Annotated in this window: 15 protein-coding genes; 12 read left to right on the forward strand and 3 right to left on the reverse strand. The window is 62.1% G+C overall.

Translation table 11 applies throughout. The features are described from left to right. Positions 1-50 precede the first annotated feature (50 nt). The 10 genes from argC (at position 51) to RG2_RS08605 (ending at position 11978) form a co-directional block, all read left to right on the forward strand. Positions 51-1106, forward strand: a complete 1056-nt coding sequence (argC, locus tag RG2_RS08560) for an N-acetyl-gamma-glutamyl-phosphate reductase (protein ID WP_033230787.1) — start codon at positions 51-53, stop codon at positions 1104-1106. Continuing rightward, positions 1103-2362: a bifunctional glutamate N-acetyltransferase/amino-acid acetyltransferase ArgJ gene (gene argJ, locus RG2_RS08565; RefSeq protein WP_033230786.1), complete on the forward strand. Its 1260-nt coding sequence runs from the start codon at positions 1103-1105 to the stop codon at positions 2360-2362. Before argC ends, argJ begins: the two co-directional genes overlap by 4 nt. After that, positions 2359-3276 carry an acetylglutamate kinase gene (argB, locus tag RG2_RS08570; RefSeq protein ID WP_033230785.1) on the forward strand — a complete coding sequence of 306 codons (918 nt, stop codon included), beginning with the start codon at positions 2359-2361 and terminating at the stop codon, positions 3274-3276. The genes argJ and argB overlap by 4 nt, the downstream gene beginning before the upstream one ends. Beyond that, complete coding sequence (locus RG2_RS08575) at positions 3273-4472, forward strand: acetylornithine transaminase (RefSeq protein ID WP_033230784.1); 1200 nt, start codon at positions 3273-3275, stop codon at positions 4470-4472. The genes argB and RG2_RS08575 overlap by 4 nt, the downstream gene beginning before the upstream one ends. A 5-nt stretch (positions 4473-4477) precedes the next feature. Next, entirely contained in the window at positions 4478-5416 is a 939-nt protein-coding gene (gene argF, locus RG2_RS08580) for an ornithine carbamoyltransferase (RefSeq protein ID WP_033230783.1), read from the forward strand. Continuing rightward, positions 5413-5892: an arginine repressor gene (locus tag RG2_RS08585; RefSeq protein ID WP_033230782.1), complete on the forward strand. Its 480-nt coding sequence runs from the start codon at positions 5413-5415 to the stop codon at positions 5890-5892. The genes argF and RG2_RS08585 overlap by 4 nt, the downstream gene beginning before the upstream one ends. 47 nt (positions 5893-5939) lie before the next feature. Next, entirely contained in the window at positions 5940-7139 is a 1200-nt protein-coding gene (locus RG2_RS08590) for an argininosuccinate synthase (RefSeq protein ID WP_033230781.1), read from the forward strand. A 3-nt stretch (positions 7140-7142) separates the two neighbouring features. Continuing rightward, the gene (argH, locus tag RG2_RS08595; protein WP_033230780.1) at positions 7143-8585 is read left to right on the forward strand and encodes an argininosuccinate lyase; all 1443 of its coding nucleotides are present in this window, start codon (positions 7143-7145) and stop codon (positions 8583-8585) included. 144 nt (positions 8586-8729) lie between these two features. Next, positions 8730-11711 carry an acyl-CoA synthetase gene (locus RG2_RS08600; protein WP_033230779.1) on the forward strand — a complete coding sequence of 994 codons (2982 nt, stop codon included), beginning with the start codon at positions 8730-8732 and terminating at the stop codon, positions 11709-11711. A 60-nt stretch (positions 11712-11771) separates the two neighbouring features. Then, positions 11772-11978 carry a Trm112 family protein gene (locus tag RG2_RS08605; RefSeq protein WP_033230778.1) on the forward strand — a complete coding sequence of 69 codons (207 nt, stop codon included), beginning with the start codon at positions 11772-11774 and terminating at the stop codon, positions 11976-11978. On the opposite strand, the gene RG2_RS08610 is transcribed toward RG2_RS08605, so the two are convergent. Genes RG2_RS08610 through RG2_RS08620 form a run of 3 tightly spaced genes read right to left on the reverse strand, consistent with a single transcriptional unit; the run spans position 11975 to position 14066 of the window. Further along, entirely contained in the window at positions 11975-12583 is a 609-nt protein-coding gene (locus RG2_RS08610; protein WP_033230777.1) for a TetR/AcrR family transcriptional regulator, read from the reverse strand. The genes RG2_RS08605 and RG2_RS08610 overlap by 4 nt on opposite strands. Continuing rightward, complete coding sequence (locus RG2_RS08615; protein ID WP_033230776.1) at positions 12580-13335, reverse strand: ABC transporter permease; 756 nt, start codon at positions 13333-13335, stop codon at positions 12580-12582. Before RG2_RS08615 ends, RG2_RS08610 begins: the two co-directional genes overlap by 4 nt. After that, positions 13332-14066, reverse strand: a complete 735-nt coding sequence (locus RG2_RS08620) for an ABC transporter ATP-binding protein (protein WP_033230775.1) — start codon at positions 14064-14066, stop codon at positions 13332-13334. The genes RG2_RS08615 and RG2_RS08620 overlap by 4 nt, the downstream gene beginning before the upstream one ends. Before the next feature lie 84 nt (positions 14067-14150). Here RG2_RS08620 and RG2_RS08625 point away from each other — a divergent pair, with 84 nt between their 5' ends. Then, entirely contained in the window at positions 14151-14762 is a 612-nt protein-coding gene (locus RG2_RS08625; protein ID WP_051730178.1) for a DNA-3-methyladenine glycosylase, read from the forward strand. A 19-nt stretch (positions 14763-14781) separates the two neighbouring features. After that, positions 14782-16059 carry a tyrosine--tRNA ligase gene (gene tyrS / locus RG2_RS08630; protein WP_033230774.1) on the forward strand — a complete coding sequence of 426 codons (1278 nt, stop codon included), beginning with the start codon at positions 14782-14784 and terminating at the stop codon, positions 16057-16059. Positions 16060-16615 lie beyond the last annotated feature (556 nt).

Genomic DNA, 16615 nt, shown 5'->3' on the forward strand with positions numbered 1-16615 from the left:
CGGGATAAGTAATTATGCATTCCCTTGCACGATGATGCATAATGATGTGTATGACTGAGGAGATACGCAAGCCGATCAGAGTCGCCGTCGCCGGTGCCAGTGGGTATGCCGGTGGTGAGGTTCTGCGTCTGCTTCTCGGACACCCCTCGTACGCCGACGGCAGCCTGGTGATCGGTTCGCTGACTGCCGGTGGAAACGCGGGTTCGACGCTCGGCGAGCATCACCCCCACCTTCTTCCGCTGTCGGCTCGGGTTCTGGAAGAGACCACGGTTGACATCCTGGCCGGGCATGACGTGGTGTTCCTGGGCCTTCCGCACGGAAACTCCGCGCAGTACGCCAAGGCGTTGCCCGAGTCGACGGTCATCATCGACTGCGGCGCGGACTTCCGGCTTCAGGACGGCGCTTTGTGGGAAAAGTTCTACAAGAGCCCCCATGCCGGAACGTGGCCGTACGGTCTTCCCGAATTGCCCGGCAACCGTGAGAAGTTGATGGGCGCAACGCGTATCGCCGTACCGGGTTGCTACCCGACGGCCGCAAGCCTTGCCTTGGCGCCCGCAGTTGCGGCCGGAATTGTCGGCTCACACGTCAATGTTGTTGCTGTGAGCGGCACTTCAGGTGCCGGCCGGGCTCCCAAGGCTGATTTGCTCGGCTCCGAGGTGATGGGTTCGGCCCGTGCATACGGTGTCGGCGGCGTACATCGCCACACTCCCGAGATCATCCAGAATCTGAAAGCCGCAGGCGGACAGGATATCAGCGTGTCGTTCACGCCCGTCCTTGCTCCCATGCCTCGCGGCATCCTCGCAACCTGCACTGCCGCCACCACGGCCAGCGAAGCGCAGGCGCGGGAAGTATACGAAAACGCCTACAAGGACGAGCCGTTCATCCATGTGCTGCCTGCCGGGGTCTTCCCGCAGACCGGCGCAGTGATCGGGTCCAACGCAGTACAGATCGGTATCGCCGTTGACAGCGACGCCGGTCAGCTCGTTGTGATTTCAGCAATCGACAATCTCACCAAGGGCACGGCCGGTGGCGCAGTGCAATCGATGAACCTTGCCCTTGGTCTACCCGAGACCGCAGGTCTCTCTACCGTGGGAGTAGCTCCGTGAGCACCGACAATCCGCAGCAGATCGACGACGCAACCGAATCCGACGTCAAGCACGTCGCCGGGGGCCGCCTGCTGCGCACTCAGGGTGTGACGGCACCTGCCGGATTCCGCGGCGCCGGAATTGCCGCCGGTATCAAGAAGAGTGGCAAGTCGGACCTCGCGCTGGTGCTGAACGAAGGACCTGATCTTGCGGCTGCGGGCGTCTTCACCCTCAACAAGGTGAAGGCTGCGCCGGTGCTGTGGTCGCAGCAGGTCTTGACGACAGGCAAACTGCGCGCAGTTGTGCTCAACTCCGGCGGCGCCAACGCGTGCACCGGTGCCGGTGGATTTCAGGATGCGCACAAGACCGCCGAGGAAGTGGCGTCGGCGCTGAGCAACTGGGGCACAGAGACGGGCGCGATCGAGGTTGCCGTGTGTTCCACCGGACTTATCGGTGACCGGCTGCCGATGGACAAACTGCTTCCCGGTGTCACTGAGGTAGTGCACGAACTTGCGGGCGGTATTTCCGGTGGTACGGACGCGGCGTACGCGATCATGACCACCGATACCGTGCCGAAGCAGGCGTCGCTGCACCACGCAAACAAGTGGAATGTCGGCGGCATGGCCAAGGGTGCAGGCATGCTCGCGCCAGCATTGGCGACGATGCTGTGTGTCGTCACGACCGATGCCGTTGCGACCGCTGAGCAGCTCGACGCCGCGTTGCGCGCCGCAACCCACCTGAGTTTCGATCGCCTCGATGTCGACGGTGCCACGTCGACCAACGACACCGTGCTGTTGCTCGCGTCCGGTGCCAGTGGCGTCGCCCCCAGTCAGGACGAATTGAACGCTGCCGTGTTGGCAGTGTGCGACGACCTCGCCGATCAGATGATGGCCGACGCCGAGGGGGTCACCAAGCGTGTGAAGGTGACGGTTCGCGGTGCGGCCTCCGAGTCCGACGCGCTGATCGGTGCCCGGACCATTGCGCGTGACAGCCTGGTCAAGACCGCGCTGTTCGGTTCCGATCCCAACTGGGGACGCGTCCTTGCTGCCGTCGGTATCGCGCCCATCGAACTTGACCCCGATCGAATCAGTGTGTCCTTCAACGGAAGTCCCGTCTGCATTGGCGGCGTCGGTGCACCGGGCGCGCGCGATGTCGATCTCAGTGGCATCGACATCGAACTCGATATCAACCTCGGGATCGGCGACGAGTCCGTGACGATTCGCACGACGGACCTGTCGCACGCGTACGTCGAAGAGAACTCGGCGTACTCGTCATGACCGATCTGTTGAGTTCGATCAGCGAACATCAGAAGGCACACGTCCTGGCCGGAGCGTTGCCGTGGTTACAGCGTTTCCGCGACAAGATCGTTGTCGTCAAATACGGCGGTAATGCGATGGTCGACGACGAGCTAAAGACCGCGTTTGCCGCGGACATGGCGTTTCTGCGTACCGTCGGCATTCACCCCGTTGTGGTTCACGGCGGTGGACCGCAAATCAATGCCATGCTGGCCCGCCTGGGCATGAAGGGCGAGTTTCGTGGTGGATTCCGGGTCACGACACCGGAAGTCATGGACGTCGTCCGGATGGTGCTCTTCGGTCAGGTGGGCCGTGAGCTTGTCGGACTGATCAACGCGCACGGACCGTACGCTGTCGGAATTTCCGGCGAAGACGCCCACCTGTTCACAGCGACGCGTCGTACCGTTGCAGTGGAAGGCGAGCAGACCGATATCGGCCTGGTTGGCGACGTCACCACGGTGAACCCCGACGCGGTGCTTGATCTCATTGCGGCAGGACGCATTCCGGTGGTGTCGACAATCGCTCCCGACGTGGACGGCGTTGTTCACAACATCAATGCGGATACGGCTGCAGCGGCCTTGGCCGAAGCGATCGGTGCGGAGAAGCTGGTTGTTCTGACCGATGTCGAAGGGCTGTACACGGATTGGCCGGACCGTTCCTCGCTCGCGAGCGAAATCGACACCGACGCATTGGCACAGCTTCTGCCGAGTCTCGACGCGGGCATGGTGCCGAAGATGGAGGCCTGCCTGCGCGCTGTGCGAGGCGGAGTTCCGTCGGCGCACGTGATCGACGGACGGCTTGCGCATTCCGTTCTACTCGAACTTTTCACAGGTGAGGGCATCGGCACGATGGTTGTGCCCGGAGCCGACATCACCGAGCAGGGAGTCAACTCATGAGCACGATCGAATTGCAGCAGCGGTGGTCCGCTTCGCTGATGAACAACTACGGTGTACCTCGGGTAGCTCTCGTACGCGGCGAAGGCGCCGTTCTCACCGATGCCGACGGTAAGCAGTACGTCGATTTCCTCGCCGGCATCGCCGTCAACATTCTCGGTCATGCGCATCCCGCAATCATCGAGGCTGTGACGGATCAGCTGTCGACCCTCGGGCACGTCTCCAACCTGTATGCGAGCGAGCCTGTCATCGAATTGGCAGAGCAGTTGCTCGGACATCTGGGCAATGTGTCCGGTCGGGCGTTTTTCTGCAACTCGGGTACCGAGGCCAATGAAGCCGCCTTCAAGCTCGCCCGCGCCACGGGACGCAAGAAGATCATCTCCGCCGAGAACTCCTTCCATGGCCGGACGATGGGTGCCTTGGCGCTGACCGGTCAGCCGGCCAAGCGGGCGCCGTTCGAACCGATGCCTGCCGGCGTCGAATTCGTTCCCTACGGCGATATCGAGGCTCTCGACCGGGCTGTCGATTCCGATACCGCGGCAGTGTTCCTCGAACCGATCATGGGTGAAAGCGGCGTTGTCGTGCCGCCAGAGGGATACCTGGTCGAAGCTCGCCGGATCACGGCGGAGCGGGGCGCTCTGCTGGTACTGGACGAGGTGCAGACCGGTATCGGCCGGACCGGCTGGTTCTACGCTCATCAGGCTGTCGGCATCGTTCCGGACGTCATCACTCTCGCGAAGGGGCTCGGCGGCGGAATGCCGATCGGCGCCTGCATTGCGACCGGCGCTGCGGCAGAGCTGTTCGGTCCCGGAAAACACGGGACGACGTTCGGTGGCAACCCGGTGTGCGCTGCGGCGGCACTTGCCGTGCTGAAGACCGTTGCGGACGAAGACTTGATCTCGCGCGCAGACAGCCTTGGCAAGTCCATCACCGCAGGCATCGAAGAACTGGGCCATCCGCTGGTCGACTACGTCCGCGGTTCCGGACTTCTGCTCGGTGTGGTGCTGACGCAGGACGTTGCGCCCGCAGTGGAAAATGCAGCACGTGAAGCCGGGTATCTTGTGAATGCAGCGAATCCCGGAGTCATCCGGTTGGCACCGCCGCTGATCCTCACCGACGAGCAGGCCGAGGCGTTTGTGGCGGCACTACCTGCCATTTTCGATCACGCATTATCGGCTGATCAGCCGGGGGAGAAGTGACTACCATGGTGAAACACTTTCTCAGGGACGACGATCTGACTCCTGCGCAGCAGGCCGAGGTCCTCGCCCTGGCTGCCGAGCTCAAGAAGAATCCGTTTTCGCGTCGCCCACTCGAGGGGCCGCGCGGCGTCGGAGTGATCTTCGAGAAGAACTCGACGCGCACGAGGTTCTCCTTCGAGATGGGCATCGCACAGATGGGCGGCCATGCCGTTGTCGTCGACGGTCGGAGCACGCAGCTCGGCCGCGAGGAGACATTGGCCGACACGGGACGCGTCCTCTCCCGTTACGTCGACGCCGTGGTGTGGCGCACGTTCGGCCAGAAGCGCTTGGAGCAGATGGCAACGGGCGCAACGATTCCCATCGTCAACGCACTCTCCGACGAGTTCCATCCGTGTCAGGTCCTTGCGGATCTGCAGACACTGGCCGAGCACAAGGGTGATTTGAAGGGGCTGAACCTCACCTATCTCGGTGACGGTGCAAACAACATGGCGCACTCGCTGATGCTCGGCGGCGTCACGGCCGGCATCAACGTCACGATCTGCGGTCCGGAGGGCTTCGAACCGGCACAGTGGATTCTCGACGCGGCACGTAAGCGGGCCGAGGAAACCGGCGCCACGATCACGGTTACCAGGGATCCGCAGAAAGCTGCCGCTGGTGCAGATGCACTCGTCACCGACGCGTGGACGTCGATGGGTCAGGAAAACGACGGTCTCGACCGGGTCGGTCCCTTCCGTCCGTACCAGATCAATGCCGACCTGCTGGCACTCGCCGACCCCAAGGCCGTTGTCCTGCACTGCCTTCCTGCCCATCGAGGGGAAGAGGTCACCGACGAGGTGCTCGACGGCCCACAGAGTGTTGTGTGGGACGAGGCCGAGAACCGCTTGCATGCGCAGAAGGCCCTTTTGGTCTGGCTGCTCGAGCAGAGAACCGCAGGCGCGGCGTGAGCATCGCTCCTACTCGGGCCGGTCGCCAGTCGCGCATCATCGCGCTGCTGGCGGCGCACCCGGTTCGCAGTCAGACGGAACTTGCGTCGCTGCTGGGAGAAGAAGGCATCGAGGCGACACAAGCAACGCTCTCGCGTGACCTCGAAGAGCTGGGAGCGGTGAAACTCCGGGCAGCGGACGGCGGCGCCGGTGTGTATGTGGTGCCCGAGGACGGTAACCCCGTACGCGGTGTGTCAGGTGGCACTGATCGACTGTCGCGACTGCTCGGAGAGCTGTTGGTGTCCACGGACTCCAGCGGAAACATGGCGGTACTCCGGACACCACCGGGGGCTGCGCACTACCTGGCGAGTGCACTTGATCGTGCCTCGCTGACCGATATCGTGGGGACTATCGCGGGGGATGACACCATCTTCGTGATGGCCCGGGAACCGCTTTCCGGAGCGGAACTCAGCGCCATGATCGAATCCCTCGCCTGACCCCTTATTCTTGATAGAAGATTTTCAACCGAAGGAGCACACACACCATGGCCGATCGCGTCGTACTCGCCTACTCAGGCGGGCTGGACACCTCTGTTGCCATCAGTTGGATCGGTAAGGAGACAGGCGCTGAAGTTGTCGCCGTCGCCATCGATCTGGGACAGGGCGGCGAGGACATGGAGGTCGTGCGCCAGCGCGCACTCGACTGCGGCGCAGTCGAATCCGTTGTCGTCGACGCTCGTGACGAGTTCGCGGACGAGTACTGCCTGCCCACCATCCAGGCCAACGCCCTGTACATGGATCGCTACCCGCTCGTGTCCGCGATCAGCCGTCCGCTGATCGTCAAGCACATCGTCGAAGCCGCACGCTCGCACGGCGGAACCATCGTCTCGCACGGTTGCACCGGCAAGGGCAACGACCAGGTTCGCTTCGAGGTCGGCTTCGGCGCCCTCGCGCCCGACCTCTCGGTCATCGCACCGGTTCGTGACTACGCGTGGACCCGCGAGAAGGCAATCGCTTTCGCGGAAGAGAACAACATCCCGATCAACGTGTCCAAGAAGTCGCCGTTCTCGATCGACCAGAACGTCTGGGGCCGCGCCGTCGAAACCGGATTCCTCGAGGATCTGTGGAACGCGCCCACCAAGGACGTCTACGACTACACCGAGGATCCGACAGCCAACTGGAACGCACCCGACGAGCTGATCATCAGCTTCGACAAGGGTCGCCCGGTTGCCATCGACGGCCGTCCGGTCTCCGTCCTCGAAGCCATCCAGGAACTGAACCGCCGCGCCGGCGCTCAGGGAGTCGGCCGTCTCGACGTCGTCGAGGACCGCCTCGTGGGCATCAAGAGCCGCGAGATCTACGAAGCTCCCGGTGCGATGGTGCTCATCACCGCTCACCAGGAACTCGAGCACGTCACCCTCGAACGCGAACTCGGTCGCTACAAGCGTCAGATGGAGCAGCGTTGGTCCGAGCTGGTCTACGACGGCCTGTGGTTCTCCCCGCTCAAGGATGCTCTCGACACGTTTGTGGAGAAGACGCAGGAACGCGTCACCGGCGACATCCGTCTCTTCCTGCACGGTGGAGCCATCACGGTCAACGGCCGTCGTAGCCCCGAGTCGCTGTACGACTTCAACCTCGCAACGTACGACGAGGGCGACAGCTTCGACCAGTCCGCATCGAAGGGCTTCGTCGAGATCCACGGTCTGTCGTCGAAGGTCGCCGCGAAGCGCGATCTGGGTCTGTAAAGAATGACTGCGCACGGTGTCGGAGACGCCCAAAAACACGGCACTAATGAAGGCGCGTTGTGGGGCGGGCGGTTCGAATCCGGACCGGCCGCCGCCATGGCGGCCCTGAGTAAGTCGACTCACTTCGACTGGGTTCTGGCTCCGTACGACGTGCGGGCGTCGCAGGCTCATGCTCGCGTGCTGAACAAGGCCGGTCTCCTCAGCGAAGCCGACCTTGCCACCATGCTCGACGGTTTGGAGCGCCTCGCCGCTGACGTCGCAAGTGGTGCCTTCGGGCCCCGCGAGTCCGACGAGGACGTGCACGGCGCACTCGAGCGCGGCTTGATCGAACGAGTCGGTCCCGAGGTCGGTGGGCGTCTGCGTGCCGGCCGTTCGCGCAACGACCAGGTGGCGACGCTGTTCCGTATGTGGCTCCGTGATGCGGTGCGCCGCGTTGCGGACGGAGTGCTCGACGTCGTCGACGCTCTTGCCACTCAGGCGGCTGCACATCCGGACGCAGTCATGCCGGGTAAGACGCACCTGCAGGCCGCTCAGCCCGTGTTGCTCGCGCATCACCTCCTGGCACATGCACATCCGTTGTTGCGTGACGTTGCGCGTCTGCGTGACTTCGACGTGCGAGCTGCGGTGTCCCCGTACGGTTCCGGCGCGCTCGCCGGTTCCTCGCTCGGTCTCGACCCCGAAGCCATTGCGGCAGAACTGAAGTTCGACAGCTCGGCGGAGAACTCGATCGATGCCACGGCGTCGCGCGACTTCGCTGCCGAGGCTGCGTTCGTGTTGGCGATGATCGGCGTCGACCTGTCGAGGATGGCCGAAGAGGTCATCATCTGGAGTACACCGGAATTCGGCTACATCACGCTCGCCGACGCGTGGTCGACCGGATCGTCGATCATGCCGCAGAAAAAGAACCCGGATGTTTCCGAGCTCACGCGCGGTAAGTCGGGTCGTCTGATCGGCAACCTCACGGGATTGTTGGCGACGCTCAAGGCGCAGCCCTTGGCGTACAACCGCGATCTGCAAGAGGACAAGGAACCGGTCTTCGATTCCGTTGCGCAACTCGAAATGTTGCTCCCGGCCATCACCGGCCTGGTGCAGACACTCGAGTTCCACACCGAGCGCATGGCGGAGTTGGCTCCGGCCGGCTTCACGTTGGCCACCGACATCGCGGAATGGATGGTCCGTCAGGGCGTTCCGTTCCGTGTTGCACATGAGGCCGCGGGCGCGTGTGTGCGTGTCGCCGAGGCTCGCGGCGTTGGACTCGAGGATCTGACCGACGAGGAACTGGCCGGAGTCGACGCGTCGTTGACGCCTGCTGTTCGGGAAGTGCTGACCGTCGAGGGCTCCATCGCCTCACGCAACGCACGTGGCGGAACCGCAGGTGTCCGGGTGGCCGAGCAACTGAACGGCGTACGCACGCTGGCTCAGTCGCTGCGAGAGTGGCCCCTCTAAATCAGTCATCGGTTGTCGGTGTTGTCGTACGCGGTCAGAGAGGATTTTTCCTCACTGGCCGCGTACGTGTTCTCGGGGGCAGTAGGCTTGTTTAGCTCGACACGAATGCGACAGAGTTTTTGACGCGAGTTACTTGGGAGTGAAATGGTGGGATTGAATTCCAAGTCGGTGCTGGGTCCGCTTCGGCGGGTGGTCGCGACAGCGCAGAACGGCCTGGAGGTTGTTCGTCTGGGTGGACTCGAGACGGATCTGACAACCTCGCCGTTCGAGATCGTCGAACGTGCGCCGATGTACCGTCTGCGGCGGTATTTTCCCGACACCGATCCAGGGGAGACCGGTCCGCCGATCGTATTGGTCCCGCCGATGATGATGTCGGCCGGTGTGTACGACGTGACGCGCGATCAGGGGGCAGTCGGCATCCTGCACGAGATGGGACTTGATCCGTGGGTGGTCGACTTCGGTGAACCTGACGCACAGGATGGTGGCTGGGGCCGTAATCTTGCAGACCACATCATCGCGCTCAGTGAGATCGTCGATCACGTTCATCGGCATACCGGCAAAGACGTTCACCTGTCCGGGTATTCGCAGGGCGGAATGTTCGCCTACCAAGCTGCGGCATATCGGCAGAGCCGAAACATCGCCAGTCTCATCACTTTCGGAAGTCCCGTCGACACACTTGCGGCGCTCCCATTCGGTATTCCGGCCGGGATAGCCACGTGGGGAGCAGACTTCCTCGCGGATCACGTCTTCAACAGGCTGGCGGTCACGGGGTGGATGGCCCGGACAGGCTTCCAATTGCTCGATCCCGTCAAGACGCTCAAGTCGCGTGTCGACTTCCTACTGCAACTTCACGATCGTGAGGCACTCCTGCCGCGCGAACAGCAACGACGCTTCCTGGCGACGGAGGGATGGGTCGGCTGGTCCGGGCCCGCTGTTGCCGAACTGCTCAAGCAGTTTGTCGTGCACAACCGGATGATGTCCGGCGGGTTCGTCATCAAGGATCAAGCGGTGACGCTTGCGTCGATCACCTGTCCCGTTCTGGCATTTGTCGGCGAGGTCGACGACATCGGGCAGCCCCAAGCGGTCCGCGGGATCACGCAGGCAGCGCCGCGAGCTGACGTCTACGAATCAACCTTGCGCGCTGGTCATTTCGGCCTGGTCGTTGGTTCCGTCGCCGCAAATCACACGTGGCCGACAACAGGCGAGTTCGTGCAGTGGATCGAGCAGGGCGGAACACGGCCGGCACGCGTCGAGCGCATGCCGCAGGGCCCGTACCCCGAGGACGAGACCGGGGTGTCGATGAGCAATCGGATCATTCACACCGTGGCCTCGGTAGCCGAGGTCGGCGTCGGCGTGACCAAGGGCATCAGCGATCTGGCCAGCGGAGCATTGCGCGGGACTTTCGAATTGTCCGGCGAGGCTGCTCGGGCTCTGCCCAGGTTGGCCAGGCTCAATCAGATTCAGCCGCACACCAAGATTTCGCTCAGTGCGCTCTTGGCCGAGCAGCGCCGTAAGGCTCCGGCAGGGGAGTGCTTCCTCTTCGACAACCGGGTCCATACCTACGAAGCCGTCAACATCCGCATCGACAACGTTGTTCGCGGTTTGATTTCGGTTGGAGTGCGCCCGGCAGCGCACGTCGGCATTCTCATGGAGACCCGGCCGAGTGCACTCGCTGCTATCGCCGCGCTGTCGCGACTCGGAGCTGTTGCAGTCATGCTCCCACCGGGCGGCGACATTGCGACGGCGGTGAAACTCGGAAATGTCGATCGGATTATCACCGATCCGGAAAACGTTCAGGAAGTGCTCGCAGCTGGGCGTCCGGTACTGGTACTCGGCGGCGGTGACGCGCGCGGGTTGAGCGTGGATTCCGCGCACGACGTCATCGATCTCGAGCAGATCGACCCGACGACGGTCAGTCTGCCGGGTTGGTACAGGCCTGATCCGGGGATTGCGCGCGAACTTGCCTTCATCATCTTCGCGGAATCCGGTGGCCGACTCGAAGCCAAGCAGATTACCAACTACCGGTGGGCGTTGTCGGCATTCGGTACGGCCTCGGCTGCCGACCTCGACCGGGGCGATACCGTGTATTGCCTTGCGCCGCTCCATCATTCGTCAAGTTTGCTGGCGACAATCGGCGGCGCAATGGCAGGTGGCAGCCGGATCGCGCTGTCGAGGGGGCTGGACCCGGCTCGATTTGTCGAGGAGATCCATCGCTACGGCGTCACCGTGGTGAGTTACACGTGGTCGATGATGCGCCAGATTCTCGACGAGGATCTTCTCCTGCTCGACGGTACTCATCCCGTTCGGTTGTTCATCGGATCCGGAATGCCGCCGGGGCTGTGGAAGCGCACCACCGAGGCGTTCGATCCTGCTCAGATCCTCGAGTTCTACGCCTCAACCGAAGGTGACGTGATCCTCGCGAATGTGGCCGGATCGAAGATCGGGTGCAAAGGACGTCCGTTGCCCGGTAGTGCGCGGGTGCGACTTGCGGCGTACGACCCGCTCAGCGGCCGGATCCTCGAGAACGAGGACGGGTTTGTCCGCGAGTGCGCCGACGACGAGGTCGGGTTGTTGCTGGGTCGTGCAGGATTCAATGCCGATCTGTCCGGTGGTGCCATGCGCGGACTCTTCGAGGCCGGAGATTCCTGGATACCCACTGAAAACCTGTTCCGCCGTGATTCCGACGGAGACTACTGGCTGGTCGACCACAAGAACACGGTGATCTCGACGTTGCGTGGACCCGTCTTCACCGCTCCGATCGTCGACGCACTGTCGAGTGTCTCGCGGGTGGACCTTGCGGTGGCGTACGCGTTAGGTGAGGCACCGTTCCAGTTGGCTGTCGCCGCGGTGACCTGTTTGCCCGGCCGCAATTTCCGTGCGGCAGAACTCGCCGAGACGTTGGATCACCTCGACTTCGATGCGCGTCCTGACATCGTGCACGTGGTCGACGAGATCGCCGTTGGATCCTCGTTCCGGCCCAATCCCGCCGTGCTCGCAGCGGCCGGGCTTCCGGCTCCGGGACCGCGGACCTGGTATCTCGACTCCGAAACCCAGTCGTACAAGCGGCTGACCAAGGCAGTTGCGGCGCAATTGATGCCAACCAGGATGGGTACGGGTTCGCGGTGAGTATCGGCTCAGCAGGTAGCCTGAACCTGATCGGTTCGTGTTCGGTTCGAGAGGATAAACGTGGCTATTGATTCGACGTTGCTCAGCATTTTGGCCTGCCCGCAAGACAAGGGTCCACTGCTGTTGGTCGGGGACGAGCTGCTCTACAACCCTCGTCTGCGACGCGCATACCCGATCGAAAACGGTATCCCGGTATTGCTGATCGACGAAGCGCGCGATGTTGCAGACGACGAGCACGAGAAGTTGCTCGCCAAGGCAGAAGGTTAGATCGGTAGTTCGCCGGTAAGGTACCGCTGGAGGTTCGGAGCTACCAGCGGTACCAACGCGTCGACGCTCAGCGATTTCAGCGGTTCAAGCTCGAGAATGTAGCGAGTGACCAGGAGTCCAGCGATCTGCGACGCCACCAATTCGGCTCGAATAATTCCTGTCCCGGCCGGTGAATCCACCCGCGGGATGATGTCCCGCAGGACGATGTTCAGAAGGAAGCTCTGAATCAGTCGGGTTCCTTCGCCGGAAATGGCCGAGCGAAATGCGGCGAGAATGGCGGCCTGATGCTCCGATTCCCACACGCCGAGGACGGCAGTCAACAGGCTCGTACCCAGTTGGTCGCTTGTCGACGAATGAACCGGGGCCAGAACCTTCTTCGGATCCAGCGGTAGGGCGATTGCGGCGGTGAACAGTTGCTCCTTGCTGCCGAAGTAGTGATGTATCAGGGCCGGATCGACTTGGGCTTCGGTTGCGATGGCGCGGACCGTGGTTCGTGCAAATCCGTTTTGCGAGAATGCGCGTCTGGCGCTCTCGAGGATCTGCGTCCGGGTCTCGGACTTTCCCGGCCGCCGCCCCGGCCGCAACGGTATGTTGTTGCTGCTCATGGGGTTCGGCGGTCCAGCGTTGCAGCGGCTAGTGTGAGGGCGGCCGCGGCAAAGAGAGCCATCACCGCGAGGTCGCGCCACATTTGGCCGGTGGCATCGGCGTGTATCGATACCTGCTGAAGTGCGTCGACGGCGTAACTCAGCGGTAGGACGTTGCTGATCCATTCGAGCCAAGTCGGTAGCTGGTCGCGCGGAACCAGGAGTCCGCAGAGGAACAGCTGTGGAACCACGACCACCGGCATGAACTGAACGGCTTGGAACTCGGTCTTTGCGAAAGCGCTGGCCAACAGACCGAGCGCCACTCCGAGGATTGCGCCCAGTACGGCGATGACTATCACCCAGCCGAGGCTTCCGGCGATAGTGAGACCCAAAAACCCGAAGGCAACGGCACACGCGAGGGCCGCCTGGGCCGCAGCCGACAACGAAAACGCCGCGGCATATCCAGCGAGAAGGTCAAGTTTGCCCATCGGGGTGGTGAGTAGTCGCTCGAGGGTTCCGGAACTGCGCTCACGCTGCATTGCTATGGAAGTGACCAGGAACATCACGACAAAAGGCAAGATCCCGAGCATAGTGATGGCGACCCGTTGAAACAGCGGTACTGCGCCTGGCGCTGTCGGGACGTCGACGTAGAGGAAGTAGAGCAGGATCATCAACAGCGACGGAACCAACAAGATCATGGCAACTGTGCGGCGGTCCTGACGCAGTTGCATGAGAATGCGAACTGTCGTTGCTCCGAAGATGGTGACACTCATGATATTTCGCCTCCCACCGGCGAGGTACGGATGAGTTCCAGGAACGCGTCTTCGAGGCGTTCGCACCTGGTCTTCGCGCGAAGTTCGTCGGGCGTGAGTTGCGCAAGGAGGAAGCCGTCGCGCATCAGTATCAGTTCGGCGCAATGATCTGCTTCGTCCATGACGTGACTGGAGATCAACAGGGTAGTTCCGCCCTTGGCAAGTACAGCGAATCTCTCCCAGAGTTCAACTCGAAGGACGGGGTCGAGTCCGACGGTCGGCTCGTCGAGAACCAGCAGATCGGGATCGGCAACCAAAGCACAGGCCAGTGACACGCGTCCGATCTGTCCGCCAGACAGGTCTGCGCCGATCTGGTCCGCGTAGCGAGTGAGCCCGACCGCGTCGATTGCGGCCCGAACATCGGCACCGGACTTTCCGTACAGCGATCCGAAGTACTGGACGTTACGGCTGACAGTCAGGTCGCCGTAGACGCTGGGGGATTGGGTGACGTAGCCGACGCGTCGACGCAGTGCCGGTGTTCCGGCTTGATCACCGAGAACTCGTACGTCGCCGCTCTTGACGATCTGAGTTCCGACTATCGCTCGCATCAGTGTTGTCTTGCCGCAACCAGACGGGCCTAGTAGTCCGGTGACGGATCCGGCGGATACTTGCAGATCAATGGAGTGGAGAACCTCCTGCTTTCCACGGATGACGGTGAGTCCTCGGATGTCGATGGCAGGTGCTGTGGTCACGGTGAACCTCGATTCCGTTAATTCATCACATGTTGAATTGTGAAACCGGACGCGCCCCAGCGTCAAGGGGGAAGGCACAATCGAATGGTGAGCATCAAGCAGTTGGCGAGCGTGACTTCTCCGCTGGAGGCGGGACTGATCATTCTCGGTTCGACACTGTCAGTAGACGACGTCAGCCTTCGGATCGTCGAAGTGGAGGCATACGGCGGGGAGAAGGACGGACCGTGGCCGGACCCGGCAGCACATTCCTATCGGGGGCGGACGCCGCGTAATCGGGTGATGTTCGAGCGCGCAGGTTTGCTGTACGTGTACCGCAGCTACGGGATGCATTTCTGCATGAACATCTCGTACGGTCCGGCCGGGGTGGCCGGTGGAGTACTCCTCCGCGCAGCAGAGGTCGAAGCCGGCCACGATATTGTCTCCGGCCGTCGTTCACCGGATCGTCCGCCCCGCGATTGGGCGCGCGGACCGGGAAATCTCGGGTCCGCAGCAGGAATTACGTTGGCGGACAACGGGGCTGATGTCTTCGATCGGGATTCACGAATTCGACTGGACCTGAGCGAGTCGGACAACTGGGTAGCGGGGCCCCGGGTCGGTGTCAGCTCGGCAGCGGAGATCCCGTGGCGGCTGTGGATTCCTGATTCGCCGGCGGTGTCGGCCTACCGTCGAAGCCCGCGAGCGCCCGCCCTTTCGTGAGGGTGGGATGATCTAGCCCGTGACTGAGAATATTCTCGACGAACTGACCTGGCGTGGGCTCATCGCCCAATCAACTGATCTCGACGATCTGCGTAAGGATCTCGAGGCCGGACCGGTCACGCTCTATGCGGGGTTCGACCCCACAGGGCCGAGCCTGCACGCCGGACATTTGGTTCCCCTTCTTGCGCTCAAGCGTTTTCAGCGTGCCGGTAACCGCCCGATCGTTCTTGCCGGTGGCGCAACCGGTCTGATCGGCGACCCCCGCGACGTCGGGGAACGCACGATGAACTCGGCCGATACCGTCGCTGACTGGGCCGGACGAATCCGCGGCCAACTCGAACGATTTGTGGACTTCGACGATTCTCCGACCAGCGCCGTCATCGAGAACAACATGAACTGGACCGGCAAGATGTCGGCCATCGACTTCTTGCGCGACGTAGGCAAACACTTCTCGGTGAATGTCATGCTCGCGCGTGACACCGTCAAGCGTCGTCTCGAATCCGACGGGATGTCATACACCGAGTTCAGCTACATGTTGCTTCAGGCAAACGACTACCTTCACCTCCGACGCGATCTTGGCTGCACCTTGCAGGTGGGCGGCTCGGATCAGTGGGGCAACATCATCGCCGGCGTCGAACTCAACCGTCGCGTGGATGGCGAAAGTGTCCATGCGATGACCGTCCCGCTGGTGACCTCGGCTGACGGAAAGAAGTTCGGTAAGTCCACCGGCGGCGGCAGCCTGTGGCTCGATCCGGAAATGACCAGCCCGTACGCCTGGTACCAGTACTTCGTGAACACCGGCGACGCCGATGTCATCAAGTACTTGCGTTGGTTCACGTTCCTGAGTGCAGAGGAATTGACAGAACTCGAGACTGCTACCGCAGAACGCCCGCATGCTCGAGAGGCACAGAAGCGTCTTGCGGCGGAGATGACGACATTGGTTCACGGCGAGCACAACACACGGTCAGTGGAGTTGGCCAGCCAGGCACTGTTCGGAAAAGCCGAGCTGACGGAGCTCGACGAATCCACTCTGGCCGCTGCGTTGAAGGAAGCCTCGGTCAGTGAACTGGCACCGGGGGAGCCGCGGACGATCGTCGACCTTCTTGTCGCCAGCGGATTATGCGAAAGCAAGGGCGCTGCCCGGCGCGCTGTGAAGGAGGGTGGCGCATCGGTGAACAACCAGAAGGTGTCAGCTGAGGACTGGGAGCCGGCCGTCACGGATCTCCTACACGGCAGCTGGTTGGTTGTACGACGCGGAAAGCGCAACTTTGCCGGCGTGAAAGTACTGGCGAACTGACGTGTGTGGGGTCACAGTTGCCTAAAGTGACTCCTGAGCCCGCTGGTGGCTCGCCTGCAAGCGAGCTACCAGCGGATTTAACACAATGATCATCCGCGACCTGGGAGTTTGACGCTCCGTTTTCCGTCGCGTAACTTTATCCAAGTCAGAGCGACACGGACACCAACCCCGACCGAGAGGCCGGGGACACGCGGTAGGACGAAGTCGGAGACAAGCACTGGCATCGGGAACTTGCTTCCCGGTGGTGCATAAGCTAAGATTGTAACCCTTGCCCCGGAGCATTCGACACTGGTTGATGCGAAGGTGTGCACGTGTTCTTTGAGAACTCAACAGTGTGTCGATGAATGTCAGTGCCAAATTATTTGGTACTTCGCATGTCGAATGATGTTCCGGGCCTTCGGGTTTCGGTTCTAATGTTCGGGTGTGAGTATTTTTCGTCGGTGATTGTTCATTCTTCCGTCTGAATGGTTGCCGATACATTTTTTGCTAGTTGAGTTTTTTTGCTAGTGATTTGACTCTTTTTGTCTATGACTGATTAGTGGGCTTGCCCGCGAAA

The sequence above is a fragment of the Rhodococcus globerulus NBRC 14531 genome (assembly GCF_001894805.1).
In the GTDB taxonomy this organism is placed as follows: Bacteria; Actinomycetota; Actinomycetes; order Mycobacteriales; family Mycobacteriaceae; genus Rhodococcus_F; species Rhodococcus_F globerula.